Here is a 26,133-nt window from a genome sequence, read left to right on the forward strand (position 1 = left end):
GACCACAGCCACAGCCACTACTCCGAACGAGCCACTCAACGACCAAGATCAAAGGACTCACACCTATGCATCACGATCCGAGGGGACGGGCTGGCCTCAGGCCGCCGGGGGCGTGCGAGCGACTGCGCCGCTGCCAGAGTTGATCTTCAAGTCCCGCCGTTGACGATCGTTTCGGGGTGGTCGGGGTGCTGACGGTGTCATCGGGTTACAGCCCGGAGTACCTGCTCAAGGAAGTCGCGACCGGGCGGGAGAACTACTACACCGGCGCGGTCACCGAGGGTGAGCCGCCGGGCCGCTGGTGGGGCCGCGGCGCCGCGCAGTTGGGCCTGACCGGGTTGGTGGATGCGCAGGACATGCGGGCGGTGTTCGAGCGGTTCCTCGACCCGCGCGAGGACGGCTTCCGCGACCCCGACCGCTGGGACGAGGTCGCCACGCTCGGCCACACCGGTCGCAAGTTCAAGACCGAGGACGAGCTGTACAGCGCCGCCGTTGAACGGGAGCCGAACGCGTCGGCTGAACGCCGTGCCGAGCTGCGGGTGGAGGCGGGCAAGCAGGTGCGGCAGAACGTGGCCTTTCTGGACGTGACGTTCAGCGTTCAGAAGTCGGTGACCCTGCTGCACACCGCGTTCGAGGCCGAAGAACAGAAGGCCCGTACAGCCGGTGACACGGCGACCGCGCAGGCGTGGGGGCGGTTCCGTACGGTGGTGGAGGACGCGATCTGGGCGGGCAGCAACGCCGCCCTGGACTACCTGGCGGAGAAGGCCGGCTACTCGAGGGTCGGGCATCACGGCGGCGGCGCCGGCCGTTACGTGGACGCGCATGACTGGGTGGGGGCGTCGTTCTTCCAGCACGACTCCCGCGACCACGATCCGCAGCTGCACATCCACAACCCGATCCTCAACCGCGTGCAGGGCCCGGACGGGGCGTGGCGGACCCTGGACGGGCGGTCGATCTATCGCTGGCGCGGCGCTGCCGGCGCGGTCGCCGAGCGCACCACCGAGGAACGGCTCACCCACGCGCTCGGGGTGGTGTTCGCGACCCGCCCCGACGGCCGGTCCCGCGAAGTCGTCGGCGTGGCGCCCGAGGCGATGGCGCTGATCTCCTCGCGGCGTCGGGCGGTGACGGCGAAGGCGGCGGAGTTGATCTCCGGGTTCGAGCAGCGCTTCGGGCGTACTCCCAACGCGCTGGAGCGGGATCGGCTGTCGCGGCAGGCCACGTTCGCGACCCGGCGGGCGAAGTCCCACGACGGCCAGACCCGCGCCCAGGTCCTCGACCGCGTCGACGCCACGCTGCGGGCGGAGGTCGCCGACGGTCTGGCCGGGGTCGCCCGCGCCGCGTTGGACGCGCGCGGTTCGGGGCCGCCGGCGCAGCCGTGGTCACCGCAGGCGGTGCTCGAGACCGCCCTCGCCGACGTCCAGTCACGCAAGGCGGGCTGGACCCGCTCGGACCTGACCCGGGCGATCAACGCCGCCCTGCCTGATCACCTCGGGCTCACCGACGGCGCCGATGTCGCGAGGCTGCTCGACGAGCTGGCCGAGGAGGGGCTGCGCTACGCCGTCGCCCTGGACGCCGAACGCCCCGGCGCCTCCGTCCTGCCCCCGGAGCTGCGGCTGGCCAACGGCGCGTCCGCGTATCAGGCCCCGGGTGGGCGGCTGTTCGCCACACCGGACCAGTTGCGCACCGAGCGGATCCTGGTCGCAGCGACCGCCGCTCGGGACGCGGCGGCGGTGGCGCCGCATCAAGTGCAGCGGTTCCTGCAGGGGTTGCGGGAGGCGGGGATCGAGCTCGGCGTCGACCAGGCCGCCGCGGTCCGCGGCGTGCTGACCTCCGGTGCCCGGCTGGAGTCACTGGTCGGTCCGGCCGGGACGGGGAAGTCGTTCGTGGTCGGCACCCTGGCCCGCGCCTGGACCGACCCCGCACTCCACGGTGAGCCGGGAGAGCGGCGGGTGTTCGGGTTGGCGACCTCCCAGGTCGCCACCGACGTCCTCGCCGGCGAAGGGCTGACCGCGCGCAACGTCGCCCGCTGGCTGGCCACCCAAGACCGACTCACCGCAGCACCGGCCGAGGCCCGGGCGTCCGTCGAGGACGGGGCGTGGCGGCTGCGGTCCGGGGACCTGGTGGTGGTCGACGAATCCGCGATGACCGACACCACCGCGCTGGCCGCCATCCACAGGCATGTGGACAACGCGGGGGCGAAGCTGTTGCTGGTCGGCGATCACAAGCAACTCGCCGCCGTCGGCGCCGGCGGGGGCATGGAGCTGCTCGCCGGGGCCGGGGCGCGCTACGAGCTGGTCGACGCCCGGCGGTTCACCGCGGACTGGGAACGCGCCGCCTCCCTGCGCCTCCGGGCGGGGGATGAGCGGGTGCTGGGCGACTACCACCGCCACGGCCGGCTGCTCGACGCCGGCACCCCCGACCAGGCCGAAGCCTCCGCGGCGCGGGCGTGGCTGGCCGACACCCTCGCCAGACGCCGCTCGCTGCTGCTGGTCGACACCAACGACCAAGCCGCCCGACTCTCCGCGCGGCTGCGGGCCGAGCTGGTCCGGCTGGGCCGGGTCGCCGAGCGCGGCGTGCCGCTCGGGCGGCAGGGCACCTACGCCGGGGTCGGGGACCTGGTCGAGGCGCGGGCGAACGGCTGGCACCTGGTCGGGGTCGAGGGCAACCATCGCGGCCCGATCAACCGCGAGACCTACCAGGTCACCGCCGTGCGCGCCGACGGCGGGCTGCAGGTCGTCACCAGCGACGGGCAGCCCATCGTGCTGCCCGCCGATTACGTCGCCGACCACTTGGCGCTCGCCTACGCCGCCACCGTGCACTCCGCCCAAGGGGCCACCGTCGACACCAGCCATACCGTGGTCACCCCACGCACCGCCCCCTCGGCCCTCTACGTGGGCATGTCCCGCGGCCGGGACGCCAACACCGCGCACGTCGCCACCCAGACCGTCGTCGAAGACCCCGCCGACGGCCGCCCGGACCAGACCGTCCGGCGCGACCCGGTCGCCGTCGTCGCATCTGTGCTCGACCCGGACGGGCGGACCGAGCAGCGCTCCGCGCTCGCCACCGCCACCCGGTCGACCGAGGAGGTTGGGTCGGTGCGGACCCCGGCGGAGCTGCTCGCCGACGCCGCCCAGCTCGCCGCGACCCACCGCACCGCGACCTGGCTCGACGACCTCGCCGCCGACGGCACCCTCACCCTGCGCGACCGGGCCCGGCTCGCGGCCGAGGACGGCGCCGCCTCGCTGACGCGGGTCCTGCGCAGTGCTGAGCTCGCCGGCCACGACCCCCGCCAGATCCTCACCGACGCCATCGCCCACAGACCCTTGGATGGGGTCCGCAACGCCACCAACGTCATCTACTCGCGCATCACCGAGCGCCACCGTTTCGACCCCACCACCACAAGTTGGGTCGAACGCATACCCCGGATCGACGACGCCGAGTGGCAGGCCTACCTCGACCGGCTCGCCGAGGCCGCGGACAACCGGACCTCGGAACTCGCCGACGCCGCTGTGGCGGAGCCGCCGGCGTGGGCGGTGCGAGAGTTCGGGGCGCCGCCGGCCGACTTTGGCGCACTGCAAGATTGGAAGGCCGACGTCGGCGCAGTCGCGGCCTACCGCGAGCTGCGCGGGCACAACGGTGACGTCGACGCCCTGGGCCCGGCTCCCGCACCCGGCCAAGTCGAGGCGTTCGCCGCCTACCGGGACGCCTGGCGCGCGCTCGGCCGCCCGGAGATCGACCGCGAGGAGGTCGAGATGTCCGACGGGCAGCTCCGTATGCGCATCCGCGCCGCCGAACGGGAAGCGGCCTGGGGGCCCCGTTACGTCGCCAACGAAATCGCCGCCACCTACCAGGCCGCTGACGCCCAGCGGCAGAAGGCGGCGCTGCTGCAGGCCGAAGCCGCCCGCGGCGGCCCCGATCGCGACCAGCTCGCCCAACAGGGCCGCGACGCCGCCGCGCTCGCCGCGACTCTCGACGCACGAGCAGCGCAGCTGCAGGACCTCGACGATGTTCGGTCCCGCTGGCTGGCACACACCGCCGGAACCCGGGCGGCCGGGGAGCGGGCGCAGGCCGAGCTCGCACTGCGCCATGCCGATGCCACCGACCCCGAGCCGCAGGTCACCGCCGAGGAATGGCTCGCCGCCCACCGCGCAGACCAGGCGGAGGACGAGCGGCACCGCGAGATCGTCGAGGACTACGAACTCGACCACGCTTCAGCTGAGCGAGTCGATGAGCCGCAGGACATCCGTGAGATCGCAGCGAGTGAGGAGCGAATCCGCGACGAGGACACGGTGCGGGTGCCGAGTGCGGACGAGACCTCAGCCGCGATCGACCGCGCCCACCGTGCCTTGGCCGAGATCCACGCCCGCGACGTCTACGACGCCGGCCACCAGGCCGAAGAGCTCGCGGCCGAGGCCGCGCGATCACCGGTCCAGGAGCACGACGTGGTCGACGAGGACGCCTGGGAGCGGACGTGACCTCACTCAGCCACCGGCACCAGGACCGGCGCCGACCCGGTGGCGCGCCACGCCCACCGCAAGGTCGCCGACACCGCCTCGACATAGCCCGGCTGGCTACGAACCAGCGCTGGCGGACTCGCCCGGACCAGCATCGTCTCTGCTGCGAGGTACTCGGCTTCGATCGCCTCCTCGAACGCAAGGACGCGACGACCAGTGACCGGCGCACGCACAGGGAGCCGCTGTGCGTTCGCGGTCTCGCTCACCGCGCGAGCGACCCACCGGCAGGTCAGCGCCACCCCGGCCGGTACCCAATCGGCGATCCCGCGCTCGCCGTTGGCCGAGGTGAGCTTCTCGGCGGCTACCCAGAGCGCGCCGAACTCCCCACGAGGCACCCAGAGGTTGCCCGGCGGGATCCGCTCAAGGTCGCGCCCGGTCACTCGCACATCTCCAGAGTCGCACGCCGCGCCGACCTTTCGACACCGCCACGAGGAGACGGGCATGGTTGACCAGCTACTTCGCGCCGCGCTGAGCCATGCCGCTCGGGGCTGGCGGGTGTTTCCGCTTCGTCCCGGTGACAAGCGGCCGGCGATACGTGACTGGGAGGCCCGGGCGACCACCGACCCGGCGCGAATCCGCAGAGCTTGGGCACAGGCCCCGAGGCTCAATATCGGGCTGGCCTGCGGCCCGTCGAACTTGGTGGTGATCGACCTCGACACCCCCGACCACGGGACCGTCCGTCCCGCCGCCTGGGACCGGCCCGGGGTGCGCGATGGCATCGACGTGCTCGCCGCGCTGGCCGCTGACCACGGTCAGACCACCCCACTGGAGACCCTCGCCACCGAGACCGCCTCCGGTGGCGAGCACCTGTACTTCACCGCACCGCCCAATCGGCGGATCCGGAACTCGGCGGGGCGTCTCGGGTGGCTGATCGACGTGCGTGCCGCGGGCGGCTACGTCGTCGCCGCGGGCTCGGTGGTGCGCGGGCGTCGCTATCGCAGCAACGACCACGACGTCGTGGCGCCGCTGCCGGACTGGATCACCGAGCTGCTGGCCAGCCCGGACGTCCCTGCCCCGGGGCAGGAACGGCAGGAGCTCGGGGCTTTCCTCGACCTCGTTGGTCGACGATCTCAGTACGCGGCCGCGGCCCTGCGCGGGGAGATCGAGGCGGTGCTCGCCGCCCGGGCGGGCAGCCATCAACGCAACACCACCCTGAACAAGGCCGCCTTCGCCCTCGGCCAGCTCGTCGCCGCCGGCCTGCTCCCCGACCCGCTGGCCCGAGCCGCCCTGGCCGAAGCCTCGGCAGCGATCGGCCTGCCCGCCCGCGAAGCGGACCGCACCATCCGCTCCGGACTGACCGCCGGCGCCCGCCATCCCCGCCCAGCCCCGAACGGGAGTGGTGCACCGTGACCCAGCGCCGCAGCGCCCGCGACATCCTCGCCGGCCTCGACGCCGACCGCCGCCTCGCCGTCCTGCACGGCGAGGACCAGACCGCGGCGCAAGGCTGGGACGCCGACCCGACCCCACTGACCCCGCATCGGCTCGTGCCGCCGTTCCCGGTCGACGCGCTGCCGGAATGGGTGGCGGAGATGGTGCTCGCGGTCGCCGAGTTCACCCAAACCCCGCTGGATCTGCCCGGCTGCCTGGCCCTGGCCGCGCTGTCCACCGCCGCCGGCGGGCGCGCGGAGATGGAGGTGCGGCCGGGCTGGCACGAGCCGCTCAACCTCTACACCGTCGTCGCGATGCCCCCCGGCTCCCGCAAGAGCGCCGTGTTTGCCGCAATGACCGCGCCCCTGCTCGAGGCGGAACGCCACCTCATCGAGCAGACCCGCCCGCGCATCGCCGAGGCCGAGCTGGCCCGCAAGGTCGCCCATGCCGAGGCCGAGCGCCGCGCGAAACACGCGACTACTGCTCACGAGCGGCTGGCCCGAGACGAGGCCCTCGCGTCGGCAACGGAGGCCGCCGTCGAGGCCGACGGGATCGTGGTGCCCCCGCTGCCGCGGCTGATCGCCGATGACATCACCGTCGAGGCCGCCGCGACGCTGCTGGCCGAGCAGGGCGGCCGGCTGGCCGTGCTGTCGGCGGAGGGCGGCATCTTCGCCACCCTGGCCGGGCGCTACTCCGGCGGCGTGCCCAACCTCGAGGTCTTCCTCAAGGGCCACGCCGGCGACCTGCTGCGGGTCGACCGCAAGGGACGCCCGGCCGAACACGTCGCATCGCCGGCGCTCACCCTCGGGCTGGCCCTGCAACCAGACGTGCTCACCGACATCGCGCGCATGCCGGGCTTCCGCGGCCGTGGCCTGCTCGCCCGGATCCTGTACTCGATACCGGAGAACACCGTGGGCCGGCGTCGCGTCGGCGCCCCGCCGGTCCCGGCCCCGGTCGACCGCAGCTACGCCACCCGCCTGGTCCGGCTCGCGGTCACCCTCGCCGACCAGGGCGAGCCGCTACGACTGTGCCTCAACGACACCGCCGACCACCGCGTCCTCGACCTCGAACGCCGGCTCGAACCCAAACTTGCCCCGCACGCCGAACTGGCCCACATCGTCGACTGGGCGTCCAAGCTCACCGGCGCCACCGCCCGCCTGGCCGGCCTGTTGTACCTCGCCGACACCCTCCCGACTGCATGGGCCCAACCCGTCCCCGTCCGCGCCGTCGATGCCGCCGCCCGGCTCGGCCACTACTTCCTCGCCCATGCCCTCGCCGTGTTCGACCGGATGGGCGCCGACCCGGTCCTCGACGACGCCCGCGCCCTGCTCGACTGGATTGCCCGCACTGAAGCGGAGCGGTTCACCCGCCGCGAGCTGTTCTCCGGGGTCTCCCGGGCCCGGTTCCGCAAGGTCGGCGACCTCGACCCCGCGCTGCGGGTACTCGAAGACCACGGCTACATCCGCCCCGACACCCCCGCCGGGCCCACGGGTGGGCGGCCCGGCTCGCCGCGCTGGCAGGTCCATCCCCGTGCCGCAGAAGCCGCGGAAGCCGCAGAAGTCCCCCACTAACCCCTTTCGCGGCTTCCGCGGCTTCTGCGGCACGAAATTCGCGCACGCCGGGCGCTCTGCTTCGCTGGGCGATCGGAAACGGGCACCCGAGGTAGGAGAACCGCGATCGGCCCTGGACCCGCACGATCTCGGTGCGGGCTGGCTTCGAGCAGCCCCGGCCGCGGCACGGCCGTCGGACGCTGGTCATGGCCCGTTCCCCCGGGCAACGTCCGTCCGCACCGTTCGAGGGAGGCCTGAACCAATAACAGCGTGATGCCCTACTCGGCAAGCTCCGCCCGCCGCTAGCCGCGCTTCGGTGGGCGGCGGTGGAAAATCGGCAGAAGCTGCAGCTCGTTGGCCGACAGCAGCCAAACCACAGAACCCATGTTGATGGCGGCCTGCGACACCAGAAAATCTTGGCGGTCTCCGCCACGATCTTCGTCCCCTGGTCGATAGTTCCGCAGTTCACCCGCGCGGGGTGACGGTACCTTTGCTAGCTAGGGGCCAGCCTAGGACGATGGTGCATGCCGCGGATCGGACGTAGCCGGGATGAGCGCCGCGGCGGGCGGGAACCGAGCATGACGGCTTCCCCAGGACGAAGGCTGCTGCGTCGGACTGTGCTGAGTCATCACCGGTGGCGGACCGAGCACGATCTCGCCCAGTCGATCTACGGCACGGTCATCGGCGCGGCCGCGATCGCTATCGGCAGCGCGTCCGCCGACCTTGGTCAGATAGTCCTCACGGTGGTCGTGACCGTGGCAGTCTATTGGGCCGCTGAGCGGTACGCGGAGCTTCTTGCGGCTGCCGTTCACTCGGCTGGCCGCCGTGCGCGGTGATGGCGGCTCTGGGGCGTGGGCTGCCGGTCGTCGAGGCGGGGCTGACCCCGCTCGTCCTCCTGGTCGTACTCGCGCTGCTGACCGGGCGGGTCGCTTTCGCGGTCTTCTCCGCGCTCGGGCTAGCCATCCTCATGCTCGGCGCCTTTGGTCATGCGGCAGCGCGTCGAGCCGCCGCGACCCGGTTTCAGGCTCTGGGATGGAGTCTGTGCAGCGCGGCGCTGGGTGGGGTGGTTGTCGGCTTGAAGGTGCTACTCCATTGACGTCTGACGATTCCGAGAAGCCGGCCGGTCGATGGCTAAGGTAGGCAAGGCAGGCTGAGCTTCGCGATTGATTTCTCCGGCGGCTTGCTCAGCTCACCGTTGAGGCGGGTGCCGCACTGATCCCGACGTCTAGCCGTTGTGACCAGGCGATTGTGCGGCGAGGGGCCACGCCTTGAGTTGCACGATCCGCGGTTTCAAGGCTCGTCGATCAAGTAGCCGTCATCTCGTGGTTCGCCGGCAGAAGGGACGGGCCGTCGAGGCGGGATCCACGGCTCCACCGATGGGCAAGCATTGCGATCGCTCCGACCATGGCGAGCTCTCCGATGAGCCAGTACAGGACGGCCCCACGCCGCTGGTCCGCGATCAAGTCCGGAACGAACGGCAGTTGCAGCGCTCCGTAGAAGCCCTGCGCGATCGGGCTCGACCGACTCAGCAGCCAGATCGCGAAGCCGGCGTGTAGCAGCATCATGGCGAAGGCCATGGCCAGCCGCCCGAGGCCAGGAAGCCCGGCGTTGCCGGGCTGGTGCCCGAGCAGGATCCAGAACAGCAGCAGCCCCGTGGCGAGGGTGGTGGCGTCCATGGCCGGATGGGACCAGTGCTCGAGCACGATCGCCCCGAACAGGCCGGTGGCGTACAGGCCGAACAGGGCAGCGGCCACGAGACACCAGGCGATCGCGGGGTGGCGGGCCGTGCGGGCCGGGGTGCTGTCGAGCAGGGCGTCGACTCGGACGCCGAGCTGCGGCGAGGCCTCGCGCAGCAGGCTCAGTGCGTGCCCGAGTACCAGGCACACCGGCGCGACGGCCGCGAGCAGCGTGTGCGCCAGCAGGTGGATGCTCAGCACACCGGTCGCGTAGGTTCCGATGCCGGAGGAGGTCGCGATCAGCACGGCGGCGCACCCGGCGAGCCAGGCAGCGGTTCGGGTCCACGGCCAATGCCGGCCCTGGCGTCGCAGGCGAGCGACGGCGAGGACATAGGTCGCGGCGGCGAGCAGTGAGAGCGGCGCGAAGATCAGGTCGATCCGCCACCGCAGGACGAGGTCCGCGAGGGTCATGTGGTCGGGCAGCTCGTAGCCCAGGAAGTAGACGAGGCGGCTGACGTCCTGTCCATCGTCCGCGGGCGGAACCAGACGGCTCATCGCCGTCCCGGCCGCGGCGGCGAGCCCGAGGAGCACCAGCTCGACCATCGCGAGTGGCGCAGCGCGGGTTGTGCGTCGGCGCATCAGTACCCCCGCGGTCACCAGGAGCGCGGTGGCGATCAGGCTGGCCACGACCAGCAGCCCATAACCGGTGGACAGGACCTGGTTAAAGCGAAGCGCGAGCAGGGCCGGGACGATCGCCGACCCGGTCACGACGAGCAGGGCACCGGTGGCGATCGCGCGGTGTCGTCGCAGCAGCGTCGTCGTCGCCGTCCCCCGGGACGCCGAGAGCACGACCGCGATCGTGCTTCCGAGCCAGAGCAGGGCGGCGAGGCTGTGCAACGTGGCGGCGTCGCCCGACCAGTCGTGGTCCTCCTCGGCGTTGCCGACCGAGGTCATCGGAGCCACCGTCAGCCCGAGCAGCAGGACAAGGAGCAGGCCGACCGATCCACGCCAGGACAGCACCGTCCGGGACGCCGTTGCCACGAGGACGGCGACGGCGGCGAGGATCGCCCAGCCGGCTGCGGGCTCGACCGCGGCGAGCCCGGCGACCAGGAGGTCCGGCCGAGTCAGGTAGGTGGCCGGGTCGACGCCGACGGTCTCGGAGGCGGTCAGGACGGCGACTGTGAAGCCCGCGAGGGCCAGCAGCGCGCCGGCGGGTCGGATGGCGAGCAGGGCGGCGTAGCCGGCAGGTGAGACGCTGCCTCGGGGATCGCCGGGAGCGAGAACGGCCGCGAGGAGCAGATTCCCGATTGCGACGGCCGCTGCGCCGAGGGCGACCAGCTGTGCGAGGGGCAGCCCGGCGTTGACCACGGGCCCGAGGTCGGCATACCCGTAGACCTCGGCGAGGCTCGGCGCCCAAATCGCCAGCAGCACCGCGCTGACCACCGCGACGGCGCCGATCCCGGCCCAGATGCGCGTCCTCATGGGGTGGCGCGCCCGGGTGTGAAGCGGCGCAGCTGCAGGCTGTGGGAGACCACGAACACCGAGGACAGGGCCATCGCGGCGCCGGCGATCAACGGACTCAGCAGGCCGGCGGCGGCCAGCGGGAGCGCAGCGACGTTGTAGCCGAAAGCCCACACCAGGTTCCAGCGGATGGTGCGGTGGGTGCGGCGGGCGAGCTCGATGGCATCCGCCACGACGAGCAGGTCGTCCCGGCCGAGTACGACGTCGGCGGCTTCGATGGCGGCGTCGGTCCCTCGGCCGATGGCGATTCCGAGGTCTGCGGTGGCTAGCGCGGCGGCGTCGTTGATGCCGTCGCCCACGACGGCGACGGTTCGCCCGTCCGCCTGCAGCCGGCGCACGTGAGCGACCTTGTCCTCCGGCAACGCCTCGGCGACCACGACATCGGCATCGAGGCCGACGGTCTCGGCGACCACTGCCGCCGTACGGGCGTTGTCGCCGGTCAGCATGACGGGCTCGAGTCCAAGTCGGCGCAGCGCGGCCACGGCGGCCCCAGCGCTGGTCCGGACCTTGTCGGTTACGGCGAGCGCGCCGCGCACCTGCCCGTCCCAGGACACGAGGACGACGGTCGCGCCCTCGTCTTCGAGTCGGGTCCGAAGGGCGTCGAGGTCGACCTGGGTGGGGACCCCGTGCTCGTGCAGCAACCGCGCTCGGCCGAGCAGTACCTGTCGGTGCTCCACCAGGCCGGATGCCCCCAATCCCGGAAGGGCTTCGAACTCGGTCACGGGCGGCAGCGACGTCTCGGGGGACGCGTCGCGGGCCGCCTCGACGATTGCGGTCGCGATGGGGTGCTCGGACGCGTGCTCCACGGCTCCGGCGAAGCGCAGCAGTTCCTCCGGGGCGACGCCCGGAGCCGGATGGACCCCGGCCACGTGCATGCGGCCCTCGGTGAGCGTGCCGGTCTTGTCGAACACGATGGTGTCCACGGCCCGGGTGGACTCCAGCGCCTGCGGTCCCTTGAGGAAGACCCCGAGCTGCGCACCGCGCCCGGTGCCGACCAGGATCGCGGTCGGTGTGGCCAGTCCCAGGGCGCACGGGCAGGCCACGATCAGCACGGCGATCGCCGCTGTGACGGCCGCCGCCGCCGGCTGGTCGGCCAGTAACCATCCGGTCAGCGTCGCCGTCGCGAGCACGACGACGGTGGGTACGAAGACCGCCGAGACGCGGTCGGCCAGTCGCTGTACGGCGGCCTTGCCCTCCTGCGCCTGCTCGACCAGGCGGGCCATCCGGGCAAGCTGGGTGTCGGCGCCAACCCGGGCGGCCTGCACGGTGAGCAGGCCGCCTGCGTTGATCGTGCCACCGACGACGTCGTCCCCGGCCACGACCTCACGGGGTACCGCCTCGCCGGTGACCACGCTGGTGTCCACTGCAGAGCGCCCCTCCAGCACACGGCCGTCTGCGGCGATCTTCTCCCCGGGACGGACGAGGAAGACGTCGTCGACCACCAGGTCGGTGACCGGCAGTCGGACCGCGACGCCGTCGCGGAGGACCTCGACGTCTTTTGCCCCCCAGGCGAGGAGGGCGCGCATGGCGGAGCCCGCGCGGGCCTTGGCCTGCGCCTCGAAGAACCGCCCGGCCAACAGGAAGGTGATGACCACGGCGGCGACATCCAGGTAGAGCGCGTCCTGGGTGCGGGTTAGCGCGGCCCACCCGGCGCCCAGCCCGGGCTCGACCGGGCCGCCGCTGAGCATCACCCACAACGACCAGCCGGTGGCGGCCAAGACCCCGAGGGACACGAGGGTGTCCATCGAGGAGGTGCGGTGGCGCAGCCCGTTCCACGCCGCGCGGTGGAACGGCCAGGCGCACCAGCCGACCATGGGCGCGGCCAGTGCCAGGCACACCCACTCCCAGCCCGGGAAGCGCAGCTCCGGGAACAGGGACAGGGCGAGTGACAAATCGGCCAGCGGCACGGCGAGGACAGCGGCGACCACGAGCCGCCGGCGCAGATCACGGACGCGGTCCGTCGGCTCGCCATCCGCGGCGCGGATGTCGTCGATGCGCCGCGCGGTGTAGCCGGCCCGCTCGACCTGCTCGAGCAACGAGCGCGGGTCGACGGCGTCCGTGCACTCGACACGCGCCCGCTCGGTGGCGTAGTTGACCGAGGCACGAACCCCCTCGAGCTTGTTGAGCTTGCGCTCGACACGGTTCGCGCACGCCGCGCAGGTCATCCCGCCGACTTGGATGTCGTAGCGGCGTGTGCCCACGACGGGTGCAACCTCGGGCTCGCCCGCGGGTGCCGCTGTCCCTGGCATCGTCCTCGCCTCTTCGCCTCGAAACGTGCACCGGTCGGCTTGTTCTACCAACCGTAGAATACGGTTGGTCAAGGCCTGTCCGGTGGGCCGGGAGGGGATTCGGTCGCGGGCTCCGCGAGGAGCCGGTCGACGACGGGGCGGAGCTCGCTGATGCGTACCGCGCCGAGGAAGACCGCTGCGACCCGATGGCGACGGTCGAGCACGATCGTCGAGGGCACGACGTTGGGCGGGAAGCCTCCGAGGGCCACGAGCGAGCGTCCCGCCGGGTCGAAGATCGACGGGTACGCCACCGCCCGGGCGCGCAGGAAGTCCTGCGCGGCCTGGCGGTCGTCGCGGACGTCGATGCCCAGCACGACCGCGCCACGCTCTCGTGTCTGCGCGTACGTCTGCTGCAGGTCCGGGATCTCCTCGCGGCACGGCCCGCACCAGGAACCCCAGATGTTGAGCACGACGATCTGCCCGGAGAAGTCGTCCACGCCGATTCGTCGGTCCGGGTTCATCAGGTCCTCGCCCGAGAGTCCCGTCACCCGGCCGCGCGTCTGCGGTGGGTCGTAGGTCAACCGGGTCTCGCCGCCCGGCGCGACGAACGTGAACTCCCGGACCTGGCTGGGTGCGCTCCCATCGGGGGAGCGGAACGAGCAGCCTGCGAGCAGGGCGCAGGCGGCCAGAAGGAGAACGACCTTTCTCCTCATCCGGCGATCCCGATGGTCGACCAGTACGGCCAAAACCGCGCCGCGATGAGGGCGACGAGCGCCGTGAACCAGCAGGCGAGGGGGACGGAGTGGTATCGGGTCACAGCGGCGAGCCGACGGTCGGCCGGCTTGAGGCGGTGCAGGTTGCGCAGGGTGACGTACCAGAAGATCGGCACGGTCACGGCCCACACGACCATGCAGTACGGGCACAGGGCCCCGATGCGGTAGAGGCTCTGCCCGATCAGCCAGTGGACGAACACTGCCCCGGACGTGGCCCCGCCCTGCAGGCCGAGCCAGTACCAGCCCCGCAGTCGCCCGCCGGCGAGTAGCGCCGCGCCTGTCGCGGTGACGACGGCGAACCCGACGATCCCGAGGAGCGGGTTGGGGAACCCGAACACCGCGGCCTGCGGTGTGCTCATCACCGAACCGCAGCTCAGCACGGGGTTGATGCTGCAGGTCGGCGTGTAGTCGGGGTCCTGGGCGAGCGCGAAGCGTTCGACGGTCAGCACGAACGACGCCGTGAGCCCGATGAGACCGCCGACGAACAGTAGCCACGGCAACACCCGCGGCAGTGGAGCGGACGACGTCTGCTCGCTGCTGGTGGACGGGCCACGGGCTACGACGGTGATCATGGGTTCAGGGCGGCGTCCAGGGCCGCGGTGAGGTCGCTGACGGTCTTCGGCTGGAGCCGCTGACCGTTGAGGAAGAAGGTCGGCGTGGCCTGGACGCCCAGGGCCTTGCCGTCGGCGACGTCGGCGCGGATCCGCTCGAGTGTCTGTGGGTCGGCGTAGACCCGGTCGTACTCGGTGAGATCGAGTCCGAGGTCGGCGGCGTAGCCGCGGAAGCGGTCGTCCATGGGGATCTGCTGTTCGCCCCACTCGGCCTGGGTGTCGTACATGCGCTGGTACATCTGCTCGAATCGGCCCTGCTGCGCGGCGGCCTCGACCGCTCGCGCGGCCCGCTCGGCGTTGAAGTGGCTCGGGATCGGGAAGTAGCGCACCACGAAGCTGACCCGGTCGCCGTACTGGTCTCGCAGCTGCTCGATCACCGGGTAGACCGAGCGGCAGGCCTCGCACTCGAAGTCGAGGAACTCGACGAAGGTGACCGTGCCGTCGGGCACGTCGGAGAGTCGGTGGCTGTCCGGGCGAGCGGCTGTGGCGGCGGTCGTCGCGGGTTGTTCCGCGGGCTGCGAGGAACCTTTGCCCAAGAAGCCCTCGGGCGCGAGGACCCAGGTCAGTATCGCCAGCAGGACGACGACGAGGATGCCGCCGGAGATCTTCGCGTTGCGCGTCACTTGACCTGCACCTCGTCCCCGACCTGCAGGTCGGCGAAGAACGCCTTGGCGTCCTCCAGGGACAGCTTCACGCAGCCGCCCGAGGGGGTGGTCTGGCCGCCCTGGTGGAAGGCGATCCCTCCCGGTGCGAAGAACACCGAGTAGGGCATCGGGGTGTTGTATTCCCGGCTCGTGTATTGCTCGGCCTTCCACTCGACCTTGAAGGTGCCGGTCGGGGTCGGGGTCTTCTCGTCGCCGTCGACGAACTTCACGGTGCGGGTCACCGCCCCGTCACGGATCAACCAGGCGTTGTGCGTGGCGAGGTCGACGCAGGCGCGCGCGGTGGTCGTGCACGGGGTGCCGGCGGCGATGTTGGCCGGCGTCGGGCCCGTCGGGGCGACATAGGGCGTCGGTCGGGTTGGCACGTTCGCAAGGGCGGCGCCCGCCGCGAGGGCGAGCGCGGCCGCGGAGGCGGCGACGACGGCCACGGTGGCCCGGAGTGGGCGGACCGAGCGGAAGGCGCTACGGCCGGACGGACGGGGGAGCTCGCGCTGCCAGCGGTGCTGGGCCATGGACACTTCTTCCTGGGCCAGGATCAACGAGGATCCGAGGGGTCGTCAGCTGCCGCGGCGGTTCCGGGCAGCTCGGCACACGACGCCGGTCGTTGGCGAACTTCTCCCGGCTACGAGGGGAGAGACGGCCGGGACCGGTGGGTCGGATCAGCGCCGACTGACGCAGAGCTCCGTGCACAAGGCGGTCCCGCTGGCGGCCCCTGGCGCCATGGGAACGGCGGAGGAGGCGCAGGAGCGGGGGGACCGCGGATCAGACCAGAACGGGTTGGCGGTCGCGGGCATCACCGCGTCCATGCCGCCGATCACGCGTGGCGGAGGCGTCGCAGAGTCCTCGTGCAGCGGCGTGCCGCCATCCGGGCAGGACGACCGGTCCTCCGGACGCCGCTCGTCCGCGACGCCCGGCTGGCCGATCGCCAGCCTCGAGGTCTCGCCCAATGTCGCAGAGGCGTCCGACGACTCGGCGTACTCGGTGGGCACTCCCGTGGCTGCCGCCGTGGACGACACTGCCAGGACTGGCGCCAGGACCTCGTCCGACCTGTGATTCTCCGAAGCACAGTGCGCGACGAGCGCGATGAGCATCAGGGCCAGGGTGAGGACAGTATGCCGCCAGCGGCCGACCACCGTCCTCACCTACCTCCACCTCTCCGACGCGCCGCGGGGCGTGCCGCGCACCCCCAGCAGCTGCTCCTGCAGGCTACTCATCGCGGCCGAAACGCCCCGAACTGCCCGATCGGCACAGACTCGGCAGAAGGCAGCACCTCTCGACGTAACGATCGAACGCCGCGTAGGAGACGGGCTTGATGCGCTGACTGCTCGTGGTCCGACGTTGACCGGCAACGCTGAGCGTCACATCTCGAAGCATCGGCTATCGAGAACTATTAGCCGCGTCTACAGTCGCGGGCTATGGATGATGCCGGGGGCGGCGACCTGCCGACGGAGTCGCTGGACGCGTCGAGGGGGCCCAGTTCCCGGCGCGCGTCCGGATCGAGCACCGACGACGGCCGGACAAGCTCTGGTGCATCGGGAATGCCAGCGGCCGACGGCGCAGCGACGGGATCCTTGTCCCTGCCCCGGACCGGGAGACTGCGCGCCGGTGTACTGGTCGCGGGTCCGGCCTTTGTCGCCGCCATTGCGTACATCGATCCGGGCAACTTCGCGACGAACTTCGCCGCCGGATCGCAGTACGGCTACCTGCTGCTGTGGGTGATCTTCGCCGCGAACCTGCTGGCCATGCTCATCCAGTCGCTGTCGGCGAAGCTGGGTCTGGCCAGTGGGCGCAATCTCGCGGAGCACTGCCGGGCGCAGTTCCCCCGCCCTGTGAGTTGGGGAATGTGGGTCCAGGCCGAGATCGTCGCCGTGGCGACGGACCTGGCGGAGGTGCTGGGCGGGGCGATTGCGCTGCAACTGCTCTTCGGCGTCCCGCTGTTCACCGGTGGCGTGATCACGGGCATCGTGGCTTTCGGGTTGCTCGCGCTGCAGACCCGCGGCCACCGGCCCTTCGAACGCGCCGTGATCGGGCTGTTCCTGGTGGTGCTCACTGGGCTGTTCGCCACGTTGTGGCAGGTGGATGTGTCGGCCGGGGGTGCGGCGGAGGGTCTCGTGCCAGGCTTCGAAGGAACCGACAGCGTCCTGCTCGCCACGGGCATTCTTGGGGCGACGGTGATGCCGCACGTGATCTACCTGCACTCGGCGTTGACCCAGCGACGGCTGAGGGCGGCGGGCCCGCGGGAGCAGGCGTTCATCATCCGGGCCACCCGGGTCGACGTCCTGCTCGGAATGGGCACGGCTGGGGTGGTCAACGCGTCGATGTTGCTCGTGGCCGCGGCTGTTTTCGCCGGCTCCGCCCTGTCGGGCACCGACACGCTCGACGGGGTGTTTGAGGGCCTCGGTACAGCAGTCGGCCCGTGGGCCGCCCTGGGGTTCGCGATCGCGCTGCTGGCATCGGGATTCGCGTCGTCCGGCGTCGGCACCTACGCAGGTCAGGTGGTGATGCAGGGCTTCATCCACCGACGCATCCCCCTGCTCCTCCGACGGGCGCTGACCTTGGCGCCGGCCCTCGTGGTCCTCGCCGTCGGGGTCGAGCCGACCCAGGCGCTGGTGTGGTCCCAGGTCGTGCTCTCCTTCGGCATTCCGTTCGCGCTGGTGCCGCTCGTGATGTTCACCCGTCGACGGGACATTATGGGACCCCTGGTCAACCACCGCGTCACCACGGCGGCGGCGGTTCTGACCGCCACGCTGATCATCGGGCTCAACGTGTTTCTGCTCGGCGAACTTCTGGTTCCCGGCTGATGATCGACGCACTGTTCACCACTGCCGCTCGCAACTGGCGGCAGAGCGGTCGTCCTCGATCTGCACGGTGACGTGGTCGAGGCCGTAGCCGCGGTGCAGCACGTCGCGGCTGCTGGCGAGAACGGCCTCCCGCTCGCCCGGTGCGGCCCGCAGGTGGACTGAGCCGACCTCCATCCCGCTGGTCAGCGTCCACACGTGCACGTCGTGGATGTCCCGCGCCCCCGGCACGGCTGCGAGATCACCCTGCAGGGCGGAGACATCGATATGAGCCGGCGCGACCTGTAGCAGGATGCGCAACGCGTCGCGGCCGAGCTTCCAGGTCCTCGGCAGCACGAACAGCCCGATGGCGACCGCGACCACGGGGTCGGCATACCGCCACCCGAACGCCACCGTCACAGCACCGGCGACCAGGACCCCGACGGAGCCCAACGTGTCCGCCAGCACCTCGAGATAGGCGGCACGCACGTTCAAGCTCTCCTTGGCGCCCTGTCGCAGTAGCAGGAACACGACCAGATTGGCGCCCAGGCCGAACAGCGAGGCCGCCAGCATGACCGTGCCCGGGACCTCCGGGGGTTCCTCGAGCCGGTCGAACGCCTCGACAAGGATCCAGCCGGCCACCCCGAACAGCAGCACTGCATTGGCCAGCGCCGCGAGCACTTCCGCCCGGTACACCCCGAACGTCCGCTGCGGTGACCGCCGCGAGGTGGCCTCTCGCCGGGCAGCCAGGATCGCGGCCAGCGCCATCGACATCCCGAGCACGTCGGTCAGCACGTGGCCGGCATCCGACAGCAGGGCGAGTGATCCGCTCGCGAGACCGGCTGCCACTTCGACGGTCAACGCGACGACGAGAACGCCGAGTCCGACCCCGAGCCGGCGCACGTAACGTCCCGAGTTGCTCTGCGGCTGCACTCCGTGACCATGTCCCGCTCCCATGCGGACAACATATAAACACATTCGCATACATGCAAGTAGTTGGCGGGGTCTGGGGCGAGTGGCGGTGATGTGCTCGGGAGGTGGACGCGGTGATGAACTCTGGCTGAGCCACCCGATACGAAGGCAGTAGGCCAGCACCACGCCGCAGTTGGCAAAGAAGGCGAGGCCGAGCGCCGCACTCACCGGCGACACCTCGGCCGAGTGCCTCCAGTGACGGCGACGCGGCGACCGCCTGCCGGCGCGCGGACGGCGGTCACAGCGGAACGAATGCGCCGACGCCGGCGTCGTAGGTGGTCACGGAGCCCTCGGTGAGGTCGTAGTACCAGCCGTGGAGCTCGACCCGGCCAGTGGCGAGGCCGTCGGCGATCGCCGGGTGGGTGCGCAGCGCACCGAGTTGGTGGAGAACGTGCCCGTAGCCCGCGCGGTGACGTCCGGCGCCGCGGACGGTGGTGCGCGGTCCGACGAAGCGGACGCCGTCTGGGCCGTAGTCGCTCTGCAGTGGCAGCGGTGCACGGTCGATCGTCGCGGCCAGGGCATCTTCCGGGACGCCGTCGGCCACCTGGCCGGCGAGCCAGTCCGCCGTCGCGGGAAGCTCGGGCAGGACTTTCCCGGCGAGGGCGTCGCAGTCGGAGTGTCCGCACACGATCACGTGTCGTACGCCGAGGTGGCGGATGGCGTACTCGACGGTGGCGGCCTCCGCTGAAGGGCAGGTGGCGTCGAAGGTGGGGATGCGGCAGCCGATCGACCGCAACTCGCAGAGTTCGCCAGGGGTGGTCGCGGTGATCGCGCCGGGGACGATGCGCGAGTCCGAGCAGGTGATGAACAGGGCGACGGGGCGCACGGACCGCGCCGCGGCATCGACGGGCATCGCCAGCAGACGCGACCGCCGCCGGACCGCACTGCGGAGATCGTCGAAACGTGTGCTCATCGGGACCACCCCACCGGTCGGGTCGCCGAAGGGGAGTCGTCGAGAGCGACGTCACCGGCGGAGGGGGCGGCCAGGCGGACCCGGGCCGGGAGGGTCAGGGCGAGCACCGTGCAGCGACCTAGCACCAGGTCCGCGGCGGTGGCGGCGACGCCCCACAGGCCAGCCCACGTGGAGAACCCGATGTCCTCGCGCAGCAGAGCCACCCCGCCCAGGGTCACGTAGACACCGAGCCCGGTCGCCGCACGTGTCGATACGACCCTCTGCAGGAGCCGGTTCCTTTCGCCGGGGAGGAAGACCGTGGCGGCCGCGACGAGGCCGGGCAGCACCGCCGCGCCGACCGCGGCGAGCCAGGCCGGCGGAGGGATCGTCGCGACCAGGCCGGCGTGTACCGCGACGGTCGACACCGCGACTAGCGCGATACCGCTGGTCCAGTACCTGCTGTCGAGGTCGCCACGGCGCAGAGCGGACGCGATTCGTCCGATTGCTGGGCCGCCGTGGGCAGGGGTGGTCGAACGGCCGGTGAGTGTGCGGGTGCTCATGTGCGCTCCATGCGAAGGTCGGATCGTGGGTCGACGTGCAGCACTGCGCCCGCGCCGGCGAGACCCCTGAGTGCCGGCATGCACGTGTGTCAGGCCGACGATGACCCGGCTGTGAGCTGAGACTCAGCAAGAGCCGGTCCTGGCGCAGGTGGCAGATGCGAGCGGTCGCCGCGGCGAAGGCGCCGCAAGCGATCAGGTCCGACTCACACAAAGAAGAGTGCAGCGCTGGGCGCCGCCGGTGTCGATAGCGCAGTGGCTGGTCGTCCTCGTCGCGGCGGGCAGAGCTTGGGCGTAGGCCTGCCCATCGATCAGCGCGTCGGGCAGAACACCGAGGAGGCGGTCGTCGCTCACCGACCGTGAAGCGTCGGGCGCTGCGGCCTCGTGCAGCGGAGCATGCGGACGCGGACACTCCGGCAGTTGACCGTCGCCGGCCGCCGTGCCGATCTCGATCGCCCCAAGCTCCACGAGTGGTGCGGCCGGGGTTGCGGTCGCGGCGCCAGACACCGCCTCCGTGGTCGCGGAAGCCTCAATCCCGCGGGCCGGATCCTCGGCGAGAACGTGGGCGGTGAGACCAGTGACCAGCAGGAACAAGAGGATCAGGCGTCGAACGACCGCCTGTCTCATCCTGTCCACCCCCGCTCGTCGAGCCGCGAAGCCCGGTCGGCCCGGGTAGGCCCGGCGCGGTATGCGAGCCAGGCTACCCAGGCTGTGACGCCCGCGGCTCACTGGTCTCTGCCCGCCTGATCCGAAGCCACTCGCTTGAGCGGGCGATCGCAGGCGTCCCCGTCCGCCGGGAGCTGCCGTTGACAGAGCGTGAACGACCGGTGGTCGTCCGATCCCGACCGCGGAGGAGCCGGGCCCATGTTTCGTGCGGTATGTCGGATCTCGACGGCCGCCGTGCTCCCCGGGGCGGTCGCCGCCGGCCGCTCGTGGCCCTCCCCCGAAAGGACGTCTCGTGCATCGATCGTCGACTCGCCGAATCGACGACCCTCCCGGTCGTCGACGGCGGCAAGGCGGCTGAGGTTCGTGGGACGCCATCGGCGCAGCAGCGGCGTCGGGCGTCACCTAGCCTCAGTCACGACCGGCGCGGTCGCAGTGGCCGTGCCCTCGATCATGCCGGTCGTGCCCACCGCGGCCATTCCGGACCCGAACCCCTGGTCGCCGGTCGCGATGACGGTCGCATCCGAGCGGCACGAGCCGACTCCCCAGACCTCGGCGGTCCCGCGCGTCGAGAATCCTGCGGTGGCCATGCGCGCCGAGTCCCACGACCCGGACGACGTGCGATCACTCGACAAGGCCGCGCGCCTCGCCGACGAGATCGCGAGCCTTGCCGCCGCACGGGCGCGGGCCACGGCAGCCGGGGCCACCGCCCCCTCCGTCGGCCGCGACGGTCGGGTCTACGTGTCACCGACCGTCGGTCGGCTGACCTCGGGCGCCGGCCCGCGGTGGGGCGCGACCCACTACGGTCTGGACATCGCCAACCAAATCGGCACCCCCATCTTCGCCGTCGCCGACGGCACGGTCGTCGAGGCCGGCCCTGCGTCCGGGTTCGGGCTGTGGGTGCGAGTCCGGCACTCGGACGGCACGATCAGCGTCTACGGCCACATCGACCGCAGCCTGGTCCGCGCCGGTCAGCAGGTGCGCGCCGGTGACCGCATCGCGCTAATGGGCAACCGGGGCCAGTCGACAGGGCCACACCTCCACCTGGAGATCTGGTCTCCCTCGGGGGCGAAGGTTGACCCGCAGGCCTGGCTCTCCCGCCGCGGGGTCGCGGTCCGGTGATCCAGGTGACCGCCGGACGAGTGCCCCGGGCGTCGACAAGGAGGCGGTCCGGATTACCGTGCTCTGAGACGCCCTTTGCTCGGTGAACCAGTTCGCCGATCTCCGCTCGGCGCGTCGGCAGCGAGGAGGTGTGGCCCCATGTCGCAAGCGTCCGCTTCGCGACCGCGAGATCGGCGTGTGCTCGCGCTCGCCACCTCGCTCCTTCTCGTCGGCCTGAGTGTTGTGTGCGCCGCCGTGCTCGCCGTCTCCGGCTCGTTCGGCACCGCAACCGGGAGTGCAGCTCCTCCCGTTGCTCCCGGCGGTCACCACGTCGTGCACGACGTGCATTGCGAGTCCTTCACCGGGGCGGAGGCCGCCGCCGCGGTGCACCGCAGCCCAGCTGACCACCCGCCGTTCGCCGCAGGGCCCGGTGTGTCCGGCAACCTCCCCACGGACCGCACCCAAGCCGCTTCCGCCGGTTGCGCTGCGAACAACCGCTCCCCAGCAACCCCTGGACGAGAAGTCCTGCTCGCCGGCGGCGTGAACCGGAACTGATCCGGAATCGGCACCGCAGGTCGCCGTGAGCACCGCTCCGCGACCGAGCGATCCCTCACCGCTGATCTCCTGTCCTGCCTGGCGGAGCCCTGCACTTCGCCTCCCGACCCGGGCAGCCGTCATCGCTCGCCCGGGTTGGCGCGCCGCATCGAAACGAGCCTCATGCGCCCGACCCCGCTCATGACACCCACCCCGTTCTCGGGTCCCGCCCTGCTGACTCCACCGGCACCACCGGCACCACCGGCACCACCGGCACCACCTGCGCCGCCGGCGGTGCCCGCCACGCCGGCCTCGGCCCCGGCGTTAGACCCAACCGTGGACGTGTCGCCCTGGCCGATCCTCAGCGTGATCGCCGCGGTCATCGTGCTTTGTCTGCTGATCGCGTGGGCCCAGTCCACCGCGCCGGAGCGTCGTTTTCGCCGTGCAGCGCCGGAACCGACCCAAGCCGCCGAGTCCGAGGAGCGGAGCCAGGACAACGAGGACAGCAGACCTTCCGCCGGACCAGCCGCCGCGGAACCCACGGCGGTCTCCGACCCCGGTGACGGTTCGGCCGCCGGGACGGACACCGCGACGGCACCCACAGAGGCGGGAACGGAGGGGGCGCCAGAGGGCGCTCGGCTCGATGAGGAGCCAGGGAGCCCTTCCCGATGATCGTGCTTCCGCAGATCTCTCCGACGCCGCTGAGCGTCTTCTTCCCCCGCCCCGACAGCATCCCGCCGCCGTTGACAGTGGCACGGGTGTTCGGTAGCTGGACCGTCGATCCTTGGGTACTCGTCCCGCTCCTGGCGGCGGGAGTGGCCTACGTCGCCGGCGTCCGGGCTCTGAAGCGCAAGGGTATCGAGTGGCGTCGGGGGCGCACCGTGCTCTGGTTCGTCGGGCTGGGCACCATCGCGCTGTCCACCGGTTCGGTCGTGGGCGTCTACGACAACGCGTTGTTCAGCATGAGCGCGGTGCAGCACATGATGCTGCAGATGATCGCGCCGGCCCCGCTCGGTCTCGCCGCTCCCGTCACCCTGGCCCTGCGCGCGATGTCCGGCCGCCCGCGCAAGATCCTCCTCGGGGTCGTGCACAGCCGTTACGTCCGGGTCGTGAGCCACCCGCTGGTGGCGTACCTCTTCTTCGTGATCAGCCCGTTCGTGCTGATCTACAGCCCGCTCTTCCAGCTCAGCATCACCAACGACTGGGTGCACGAGCTCGTCCACCTGCACTTCGTGCTCGTCGGCGCCTTGTTGTACTGGCCCCTTCTGGGCGTTGATCCGTTGCCGAACCCGATGCCGTGGGTGATGCGGCTGCTCCTGGTCATCGGGCTCGGGCCGGCCCACATCGTTCTCGGTATTCCGATCATGCTGCGGGACAGTTTGATCGCATCGGACTACTTCACCCGGGTCGCCGCTGCATGGGGAACCGACGCGCTGGCCGATCAGAAGGTCGGCGGCGGGCTGCTGTGGATCTTCGGAGACGTCGTCGTGTTGTTCCTGCTCGCCGGGATGTTCGTGCAGTGGAACCGCAGCGAGAAGCGCGAGCAGCGCCGCGTCGACCGGCACCTCGATCGCCGCTACGGCGCTGCCGCCACAACGACGCCGTGGTGGCTGACCGACGACCCGCGAGCCCCGCGCAGCATGCCGAACTTCGTCGAGGACACCACCCCCGGCCCGCCAACCGCCGACACGACGGTCGCCGACTCCGGAGCGTCCGGGCCTGCGGCGGGCGAAGCCGCGCGACCGCAGAGCTCACCCGCAGCTCCCGCGTCCTCCGAGCTCCTCGACCAGTCCCTGACTTCAAGTACGCCGTCGATCTCACCCGAGGAGCACCACTCATGAACGCGTCGCGGAAGGAAGCGGGTCGCCGCCGCCTGATGCCGAATCCCACACTTCGTACGCTTGCGGCGATAGCCACAGCGTGCCTGCTCAGCCTGATGGCCATGATCGTCGGGGCCACACCCGCCTTGGCCCATGAGGAGCTCGTGGGCGCCAACCCCGCAGACGGCGCCACTCTCGCGCAACCCCCGGCAAGCATCCAGCTCGAGTTCAGCGCCGAACTCGACCCGGCCTTCGTCGCGACCACCGTCACGGGGCAGGACGGCGGCCGTTGGGACGCCGGCCCGCCACAGGTCGACGGGCGCGTCGTCACTGTTCCGGCGCAGACGGCCGTACCGGCCGGCAGCTACACCGTCGGCTACCGGGTGACCTCCAACGACGGTCACCCCATCTCGGGCGGCGTCACCTACCGCGTCACCACCGACAACTCGCCCACCTCGACCGCGGCCACCCCCGCGGCACCCACCTCTGCACCAGCATCAGATGTGCCGCCCTCGTCGGCCGAACCGGAGGCGAGCGGTGCGGCCGCCATGCCGATCTGGCCTTGGCTCATCGCCGCCCTGGCTGTTGTCGCGATCGTCGCCACCGTCGTCATTCGCAGGCTGGGCCGCTGAGTCTCGTCTCTCCGCTGCCCGCGGCGGCTCGTGACCACAGTTCACCACGAGAGTGGCTCAGCGGGTTCCGCGACTACGACGACACCGCCGTCGCGCTGCTGCGGGTGGTGAAGTCGGCGCAGCGGCTCGGGTTCACCCTCGACGAGGTCGCCGAGCTCCTCGACACCGGCCGTCGTCGTCATCCCACACCGGGGACCTGCAGGCCCGAGCCCGGGAGAAGCTGGCCGAGGTGCAGGACCGCATCAACGACCTCCTGCTGATCCGGGACGGGCTGCAGCAGGTCATCGATGCCCGCTGCGACAGCCTTACCCACTGCACTTGCCAGGACTGCCCGCTACCCTTCGTCGAACTTTCCGAGTTGACGCGCACCGCCACGGGCACGACCGCGGGCTTCGTCGGGGGCTCGCGGTGAGCGTGGATGGCGGGACGGACCCGGGGCCGCCGAGGCGGAGCAAGGTCCTCGCCGGCATTGCCGCCCTGGCTTGCGCGGGTTGTTGCGCGGTGCCGTTGCTGGTGCCTTTCGGGCTGCTCACCATGGGAGGGGTGGCTGCGGCGACGACCGGCCGGTCGTCGCCGCCGGGATGCTGTTCGCCCTCGCTGCTGGTCTCTGGCTGATGCACCTCCGCAGGCGCGGTGTCCGCTGCGGCCCGGCCCTGAGCTGCGGGGGAGGCGCCTGCTCGTGCTCGACGCCAGCGGCACGTCCTCGCGGTGGCGAGGGGGAGCGGACTCGACGGGCGGCGCTGCCTGAGGAAACGTCGATGAGCGCCACTCGTGTGCGACAAGGAAGCAGGAGCTGTTGAGCGACACCGGGGGTTTCACCGCCGACAGCGTTCCGGACCCCAGTGTGGTGGCGTGGACGGAACGCCACCAGGTACCGATCTACCTCGGCGCCATCGCGGCCGGCCTCCTCGTCGGGCTCGCCGCCCGCGGCGCTGGCCCCGGCCTGGAAGTCGCGATCAACCCCGTCCTCGGCCTCCTGCTCTACGTGACCTTCCTCCAGGTCCCGGCCCGCGATCTGCTGCGATCCCTCCGCGCGCTGCTCGGCACCGGAGTCGCACGGCTTTCCGCCTCGGACCGCCCGACGGACGCGCAATCGTGTTCACCGGCGCGACCCGACCCGCAACTCCCTTGTCGTGCCCAGCTGCGCTCGCACTGCCGGACGCCTTCTCGGTCGCCTCGATCGTGATCGTCACGCAGACCCTGGTCGAAATCATCGGCATGGTCGTCTACGTGCGGCTCGTCCCACGCCTGCTCCCGGCGCACGACTGAACCCCGGCTGCCGTTA

Annotated in this window: 22 protein-coding genes; 11 read left to right on the plus strand and 11 right to left on the minus strand. The window is 71.6% G+C overall.

What is annotated here, in order from left to right:
- Positions 1 to 176: 176 nt before the first annotated feature.
- A complete protein-coding gene (mobF, locus tag PKE99_RS02215) occupies positions 177 to 4,472 on the plus strand; it encodes a MobF family relaxase (RefSeq protein ID WP_051736921.1) in 4,296 nt (1,431 codons plus the stop codon).
- Positions 4,473 to 4,474: 2 nt separating this feature from the next.
- On the opposite strand, the gene PKE99_RS02220 is transcribed toward mobF, so the two are convergent.
- Positions 4,475 to 4,891 (minus strand): hypothetical protein, encoded by a 417-nt coding sequence (locus PKE99_RS02220; protein ID WP_037041865.1) that lies wholly within the window; start codon positions 4,889 to 4,891, stop codon positions 4,475 to 4,477.
- Positions 4,892 to 4,952: 61 nt separating this feature from the next.
- Here PKE99_RS02220 and PKE99_RS02225 point away from each other — a divergent pair, with 61 nt between their 5' ends.
- The 3 genes from PKE99_RS02225 to PKE99_RS02235 all read left to right on the plus strand — a co-directional run bounded on the left by PKE99_RS02225 (position 4,953) and on the right by PKE99_RS02235 (position 8,525).
- Complete coding sequence (locus PKE99_RS02225) at positions 4,953 to 5,861, plus strand: bifunctional DNA primase/polymerase (RefSeq protein WP_037041863.1); 909 nt, start codon at positions 4,953 to 4,955, stop codon at positions 5,859 to 5,861.
- Positions 5,858 to 7,450 (plus strand): YfjI family protein, encoded by a 1,593-nt coding sequence (locus PKE99_RS02230; RefSeq protein ID WP_197040496.1) that lies wholly within the window; start codon positions 5,858 to 5,860, stop codon positions 7,448 to 7,450. Before PKE99_RS02225 ends, PKE99_RS02230 begins: the two co-directional genes overlap by 4 nt.
- Before the next feature lie 814 nt (positions 7,451 to 8,264).
- Positions 8,265 to 8,525: a hypothetical protein gene (locus tag PKE99_RS02235; RefSeq protein ID WP_156067267.1), complete on the plus strand. Its 261-nt coding sequence runs from the start codon at positions 8,265 to 8,267 to the stop codon at positions 8,523 to 8,525.
- Positions 8,526 to 8,733: 208 nt separating this feature from the next.
- On the opposite strand, the gene PKE99_RS02240 is transcribed toward PKE99_RS02235, so the two are convergent.
- The 6 genes from PKE99_RS02240 to PKE99_RS02265 all read right to left on the minus strand — a co-directional run bounded on the left by PKE99_RS02240 (position 8,734) and on the right by PKE99_RS02265 (position 15,412).
- Positions 8,734 to 10,587, minus strand: a complete 1,854-nt coding sequence (locus PKE99_RS02240; protein WP_081923839.1) for a cytochrome c oxidase assembly protein — start codon at positions 10,585 to 10,587, stop codon at positions 8,734 to 8,736.
- Positions 10,584 to 12,875 carry a heavy metal translocating P-type ATPase gene (locus PKE99_RS02245; protein WP_081923838.1) on the minus strand — a complete coding sequence of 764 codons (2,292 nt, stop codon included), beginning with the start codon at positions 12,873 to 12,875 and terminating at the stop codon, positions 10,584 to 10,586. The genes PKE99_RS02240 and PKE99_RS02245 overlap by 4 nt, the downstream gene beginning before the upstream one ends.
- 68 nt (positions 12,876 to 12,943) lie before the next feature.
- Positions 12,944 to 13,567, minus strand: a complete 624-nt coding sequence (locus PKE99_RS02250) for a TlpA family protein disulfide reductase (protein ID WP_037041857.1) — start codon at positions 13,565 to 13,567, stop codon at positions 12,944 to 12,946.
- Positions 13,564 to 14,199 (minus strand): vitamin K epoxide reductase family protein, encoded by a 636-nt coding sequence (locus tag PKE99_RS02255; protein WP_037041855.1) that lies wholly within the window; start codon positions 14,197 to 14,199, stop codon positions 13,564 to 13,566. The genes PKE99_RS02250 and PKE99_RS02255 overlap by 4 nt, the downstream gene beginning before the upstream one ends.
- Entirely contained in the window at positions 14,196 to 14,861 is a 666-nt protein-coding gene (locus tag PKE99_RS02260; protein WP_037041853.1) for a DsbA family protein, read from the minus strand. Before PKE99_RS02260 ends, PKE99_RS02255 begins: the two co-directional genes overlap by 4 nt.
- Positions 14,858 to 15,412 (minus strand): L,D-transpeptidase, encoded by a 555-nt coding sequence (locus tag PKE99_RS02265; RefSeq protein WP_063739670.1) that lies wholly within the window; start codon positions 15,410 to 15,412, stop codon positions 14,858 to 14,860. The genes PKE99_RS02260 and PKE99_RS02265 overlap by 4 nt, the downstream gene beginning before the upstream one ends.
- Positions 15,413 to 16,438: 1,026 nt before the next feature.
- On the opposite strand from PKE99_RS02265, the gene PKE99_RS02270 reads away from it, so the two are divergent.
- Positions 16,439 to 17,701, plus strand: a complete 1,263-nt coding sequence (locus PKE99_RS02270; RefSeq protein ID WP_051736918.1) for an Nramp family divalent metal transporter — start codon at positions 16,439 to 16,441, stop codon at positions 17,699 to 17,701.
- A gap of 15 nt (positions 17,702 to 17,716) precedes the next feature.
- Here the strand turns inward: PKE99_RS02270 and PKE99_RS02275 are convergent, their stop codons facing one another.
- From PKE99_RS02275 to PKE99_RS02290, 4 genes are all read right to left on the minus strand, one after another.
- Positions 17,717 to 18,634 carry a cation diffusion facilitator family transporter gene (locus PKE99_RS02275; protein WP_037041849.1) on the minus strand — a complete coding sequence of 306 codons (918 nt, stop codon included), beginning with the start codon at positions 18,632 to 18,634 and terminating at the stop codon, positions 17,717 to 17,719.
- Between the two features lie 253 nt (positions 18,635 to 18,887).
- Positions 18,888 to 19,562 (minus strand): carbonic anhydrase, encoded by a 675-nt coding sequence (locus tag PKE99_RS02280; protein WP_063739682.1) that lies wholly within the window; start codon positions 19,560 to 19,562, stop codon positions 18,888 to 18,890.
- Complete coding sequence (locus PKE99_RS02285) at positions 19,559 to 20,101, minus strand: hypothetical protein (protein ID WP_156067265.1); 543 nt, start codon at positions 20,099 to 20,101, stop codon at positions 19,559 to 19,561. Before PKE99_RS02285 ends, PKE99_RS02280 begins: the two co-directional genes overlap by 4 nt.
- Before the next feature lie 192 nt (positions 20,102 to 20,293).
- Complete coding sequence (locus tag PKE99_RS02290) at positions 20,294 to 20,725, minus strand: hypothetical protein (RefSeq protein WP_156067262.1); 432 nt, start codon at positions 20,723 to 20,725, stop codon at positions 20,294 to 20,296.
- A gap of 489 nt (positions 20,726 to 21,214) precedes the next feature.
- On the opposite strand from PKE99_RS02290, the gene PKE99_RS02295 reads away from it, so the two are divergent.
- The 6 genes from PKE99_RS02295 to PKE99_RS02320 all read left to right on the plus strand — a co-directional run bounded on the left by PKE99_RS02295 (position 21,215) and on the right by PKE99_RS02320 (position 26,034).
- A complete protein-coding gene (locus PKE99_RS02295; protein ID WP_081923884.1) occupies positions 21,215 to 21,883 on the plus strand; it encodes a M23 family metallopeptidase in 669 nt (222 codons plus the stop codon).
- Between the two features lie 1,181 nt (positions 21,884 to 23,064).
- Positions 23,065 to 24,237, plus strand: coding sequence for a cytochrome c oxidase assembly protein (locus PKE99_RS02300; RefSeq protein ID WP_051736916.1), 1,173 nt, complete (start codon positions 23,065 to 23,067; stop codon positions 24,235 to 24,237).
- Positions 24,234 to 24,848 (plus strand): copper resistance CopC family protein, encoded by a 615-nt coding sequence (locus PKE99_RS02305; RefSeq protein ID WP_051736915.1) that lies wholly within the window; start codon positions 24,234 to 24,236, stop codon positions 24,846 to 24,848. The genes PKE99_RS02300 and PKE99_RS02305 overlap by 4 nt, the downstream gene beginning before the upstream one ends.
- Before the next feature lie 107 nt (positions 24,849 to 24,955).
- Positions 24,956 to 25,108: a hypothetical protein gene (locus tag PKE99_RS38915; RefSeq protein ID WP_369075866.1), complete on the plus strand. Its 153-nt coding sequence runs from the start codon at positions 24,956 to 24,958 to the stop codon at positions 25,106 to 25,108.
- Entirely contained in the window at positions 25,078 to 25,260 is a 183-nt protein-coding gene (locus tag PKE99_RS02315) for a hypothetical protein (protein WP_051736914.1), read from the plus strand. Before PKE99_RS38915 ends, PKE99_RS02315 begins: the two co-directional genes overlap by 31 nt.
- A gap of 384 nt (positions 25,261 to 25,644) precedes the next feature.
- Positions 25,645 to 26,034 carry a hypothetical protein gene (locus PKE99_RS02320; protein ID WP_037041841.1) on the plus strand — a complete coding sequence of 130 codons (390 nt, stop codon included), beginning with the start codon at positions 25,645 to 25,647 and terminating at the stop codon, positions 26,032 to 26,034.
- The last annotated feature ends 99 nt before the right edge of the window (positions 26,035 to 26,133 follow it).

Source organism: Pseudonocardia halophobica (genome assembly GCF_027922425.1).
GTDB lineage: Bacteria > Actinomycetota > Actinomycetes > Mycobacteriales > Pseudonocardiaceae > Pseudonocardia > Pseudonocardia halophobica.